We start from the raw sequence: 2,018 nt of genomic DNA on the forward strand, positions 1-2,018 counted from the left end.
GCAACCAAACACGGCCTCAACCTCTACGACGCCCTCGTCCAACTCACGTCCGGCCGACCATGGATCCCCGCAATCAGCTGACCTGATTAGTTACGTCAACGGTAAGGTCGTGGTCCGCGCGCGCTGACGGTCCGGTGCCGACGCTACGTCGGCGCAGGAACCTTGCCTCATTCCAATCCGGATACATCCAGAAATACATGCGACGACTCCTGTTCAGCTCGGCTGGACATCTGCCGGTGACTACCAGATTCCTGTCTCCCCATGGCGGCGGTTCCACGACGATGTCACAATTCCATGACCCGCCTTGCGTTATCTGGGCGGCAGTGGCCGTAACGGCTATCCGCTGCGCCGCACCATTCTGGTGTTGCCACAGCGGGTAACGACGGTGTGTGACGACGCTCAGTCCCTCGTCGCCATGATCGTCGCGAGTACCGCGATGAGCAGCATCGCCGCAAGTAGCCCGTCGAGGCTCCGCCACGCCCACGGATGGCCGAAATTCAGGGTCAGCCCCAGCACCCGACGGTCGCGGAACGAACGAGTCCCGCCAGCCATTCATACCAATAGCGTTCCGCATCTACGCCCGGCAGCGCCGCGCCACCGTGGGCGGCGGGGCACTCGATTCACCGAATGGGCGGCATTCCGGCGGGCGGTGAGCGGAAAAGCTGTGTCATAACCGCCGCGGCCGTTATCGCGAGTACCGTGAGCAGCGCAGGTATCAGCGGAACACCGACGACGACCAGCCAAGGCTGCAGAAGCCACGAGACCATTACGACGGCCGCGACCACGAAGCGTGCTGCTCGTCCGTCTCGCGGAGCGAGATCCATCCCGGCGGCGAGCTGATCGAAGTCGTCCCGGGGCCGGACGACGCGAGCATCCGTAGCGACCTGGATGACGTTGCAGAAGTCGCATACACCGACGGCCGCGCGGGCCGCGTGGGCGGCCGCTCTTCGGGTCTGCCACGAACCGACCGACCCGGCAAGGATCACTACGCCGTTCTGCGCACTGACGCGGATCGGCTCTCGCCGGGTACGCGGGTCGCAGGACAACTCGAACACGACCGCCAGCGCCAACCGGACGTCACTGTCGCTGACACCGGACGCGCGACGCCAATTAGCAGCAAAGTGCTCATCGATCAGTGGCTGCATCGGCTCCTCCGTTCCACCGACCGATGTGCAGCTTAGCGGTCGCGTCCGCCGCCAATTCTCGGACGTGTACTTGGCGGCTGCCCCGCGAATATGTGACATTCCCGTGACAGCTCCCCACCGGCTTTCGTCCATTGCGCCGGCCTCCGCACGGATCGTGGCGGGCTTACGGGCCCCTTCCGGGCCTAAGAGGACGTCTGATTAACGTATTTTGCGGTGTTATGTGATTTGGGGGTCTCGCCAGGTTGGGGTGGTTTCGTCGGTGAGCCGCCTGGCCAGATTGTCGATCATGGCAATGGTGATCATGCTGGCGGAGTTTCCGGGCCGGGTTTCGTAGTCGCGGACCAGGCGGCGGTGCTGCATGAGCCAGCCGGATGGGTGGGCCGCGCAGCGAGGTGCTAGCCGTTGGGGCTGGTCCTTTTCCGCGCGGCCTCCCGCCGAACCGGATTTGATGGTTTCCCGATCGTCCGGCTCTCCAGTGACTACTGCGTGAGCGGCACGGCTGGTTGCCCGGTAGGGGCGAGGCTGTGGCAGGAAGCGCAGACCACCAGGGTCTTGCGTCTCCGGTTGGCCATGGCCTTGGCCCAGTGGGGCTGTAGCGGTCCGGGTTGGCCGAGGTCGGCGAGCTTGCGGACGTGGTGGACTTGAACCTCGCCGGGTTGCTGGCAGACCTCGCAGACATCCGCGAGGAGCCGTGAAACGAGTTCCTTGTGCGGATAGTCGACCCGGATCGGTTGACGGTCGGTGACCGTCGCCGTTTTCTGCCGGTGGAGCGGTGTTTGGGACTGCCCCGGGTTTGGTTGACTCGCGGGGTTGAGTGGTTCAGGCCGCGGTGGCGTGCCTGTTGATTGTCTCAAATTCGATCGGGGTGAGCCG

At 64.6% G+C, this 2,018-nt stretch carries 1 protein-coding gene and 2 pseudogenes; all 3 read right to left on the reverse strand.

The genetic code is table 11. From position 1 onward, the window contains the following. Positions 1-620: 620 nt before the first annotated feature. Positions 621-1,145: a BON domain-containing protein gene (locus AB0E90_RS51605; protein WP_360421211.1), complete on the reverse strand. Its 525-nt coding sequence runs from the start codon at positions 1,143-1,145 to the stop codon at positions 621-623. Between the two features lie 216 nt (positions 1,146-1,361). Then, positions 1,362-1,517 (reverse strand): annotated as a pseudogene (locus AB0E90_RS51610) (IS5/IS1182 family transposase); the annotation flags it as partial. Between the two features lie 107 nt (positions 1,518-1,624). After that, positions 1,625-2,018, reverse strand: a pseudogene (locus AB0E90_RS51615) (hypothetical protein); the annotation flags it as partial.

It is taken from the genome of Actinoplanes sp. NPDC026619, from assembly GCF_040638295.1.
Classification (GTDB): Bacteria; Actinomycetota; Actinomycetes; order Mycobacteriales; family Micromonosporaceae; genus Actinoplanes.

Excerpts from the sequence above, each read along its gene's own strand:
- AB0E90_RS51605 (WP_360421211.1), bottom strand. The coding sequence starts at position 1,145 with ATGCAGCCACTGATCGATGAGCACTTTGCTGCTAATTGGCGTCGCGCG.